The sequence below is a fragment of the Intrasporangium sp. genome (assembly GCF_036566125.1).
In the GTDB taxonomy this organism is placed as follows: Bacteria; Actinomycetota; Actinomycetes; order Actinomycetales; family Dermatophilaceae; genus Intrasporangium.
Window position 1 is genome coordinate 1 of the sequence record NZ_DATCWX010000340.1, and the last position, 2,158, is coordinate 2,158.

Below are 2,158 nucleotides of genomic sequence, written 5' to 3' on the forward strand. Positions count from 1 at the left end.
CCACTTCCGTTTCATGCGCAGGCTCGAGAAACCTCTCGAGCCGCCCATCAGTATGACCCGTTGACGTGCCACGCGCCGAAATGAACCCCGCCCTCCACAGTGGGCACACAGGCACCAGACTCAGCTCAGCGGCATACGCACAAAAGACGATTTCGTATGCCGCTGAGTTCCCTTCCCTGGTGAGGCAACCTCTGCGTGGGGCCCGGTGGTCCCCAAGGATGTGACGACGCTGATGCAACGCGGGGAGGCGGGGGTGAGCGTGGGCCTGGAGGCTTTCGACGGGTTCGTCGCGGCGCGATCGACGGCCCTGCTGCGAACCGCTACCTCGCGACCTACGTCCCCGCCGGCTGACCCCAACCGACGGGTCAACCAACCGGAAGTCCAGCCGCGATCCGGCACGGCCCCGCATGGCGAGCCCTGGACTTCCGGTTGGATGACCCTGACCAAATGGCGATGTATCGCGGCGATATATCTGGGGTGTAGACTGGATCAGTGCCAAGGTCCACGCGTCCCCCGAGCCGGCGTGCCGCGCTGCTCGAGTTCGCGATCCTCGGCCTGCTGCACGACGGCGCGTTGCACGGTTACGAGCTGCGCAAGCGGCTCACCACCGCACTCGGTATCTTCCGCGCGCTGTCGTACGGCTCGCTCTACCCGGCGCTCCGCGCGCTCGTCGAGGCCGGTCACATCACGGAGACCACCGAGACTCCGGTGCAGGGCAGGCGCCCGCGGATCACGTACGAGCTGACGGCCGAGGGCAAGGAGCACTTCCAGGACCTCGTCACGGCGAGCGGTCCGGACGCCTGGGACGACGACGACTTCGACGTCCGTTTCGCCTTCTTCTCGCGGACCCAGCAGGAGGTGCGGCTGCGCATCCTCGAGGGACGGCGCTCTCGGCTCGAGGAGCGACTCGCCAACATCCGCGAGGCCAGCGTGCGCAACCGAGAGCGGATGGACGGCTACACCATGGCCCTCCAGCAGCACGGCGAGGAGGGGGCCGAGCGCGAGGTCCGCTGGCTTGAAGAGCTCATCAGCGCGGAACGCCGCGCTGCGCTGGACCCCGGCCCAGCGGCATACGACACCCTCGGCGAGTCCCGCCGAAGCAGCACGACACCTGTCAACAAGACCCAGCCAAGAAACAAGGAGTGATCCATGGGATCCGTACGCGTCGCCATCGTCGGCGTCGGCAACTGCGCGAGCTCGCTCGTCCAGGGTGTCGAGTACTACAAGGACGCTGACCCGGCCGGCACCGTGCCGGGCCTCATGCACGTCCAGTTCGGCCCGTACCACGTCCGCGACGTCGAGTTCGTCGCCGCGTTCGACGTGGACGACAAGAAGGTCGGCAAGGACCTGGCCGAGGCGATCAACGCCTCGGAGAACAACACCATCAAGATCTCTGAGGTCCCCACGACGGGCATCACGGTCCAGCGCGGCCACACGCTCGACGGGCTCGGCAAGTACTACCGGATGACGATCGACGAGTCGGCGGCCGAGCCGGTGGACGTCGTCCAGGCGCTGCGCGACGCGAAGGTGGACGTCCTCGTGTCCTACCTGCCGGTGGGCTCCGAGGAGGCCGACAAGTTCTACGCGCAGTGCGCGATCGACGCGGGCGTGGCCTTCGTCAACGCCCTGCCGGTGTTCATCGCGTCGGACCCCGAGTGGGCCGCGAAGTTCGAGGCGGCCGGGGTGCCGATCATCGGCGACGACATCAAGAGCCAGGTCGGCGCGACGATCACGCACCGCGTCATGGCCAAGCTCTTCGAGGACCGCGGCGTCGCGCTCGACCGGACCTACCAGCTCAACGTCGGCGGCAACATGGACTTCAAGAACATGCTCGAGCGCGAGCGCCTCGAGTCCAAGAAGGTCTCCAAGACCCAGTCCGTGACCTCGAACCTCACCGGCTCGCTCGCCGGCAAGGTCGACGACAGGAACGTCCACATCGGCCCGTCCGACTACGTGCAGTGGCTCGACGACCGCAAGTGGGCCTACGTGCGGCTCGAGGGTCGCGCCTTCGGTGACGCGCCGCTCAACCTCGAGTACAAGCTCGAGGTCTGGGATTCCCCCAACTCGGCCGGCATCATCATCGACGCCGTGCGCGCCGCGAAGATCGCCCTGGACCGTGGCATCGGTGGCCCGATCCTGTCCGCGGCGACCTACTTCA

General features: G+C 67.2%; 2 protein-coding genes. Both read left to right on the top strand.

From position 1 onward, the window contains the following. Positions 1-492: 492 nt before the first annotated feature. Positions 493-1,146, top strand: a complete 654-nt coding sequence (locus VIR15_RS20325; RefSeq protein WP_331931161.1) for a PadR family transcriptional regulator — start codon at positions 493-495, stop codon at positions 1,144-1,146. A gap of 3 nt (positions 1,147-1,149) precedes the next feature. Beyond that, on the top strand, positions 1,150-2,158 hold a 1,009-nt coding region (locus VIR15_RS20330; protein ID WP_331931163.1), incomplete at its 3' end, for an inositol-3-phosphate synthase.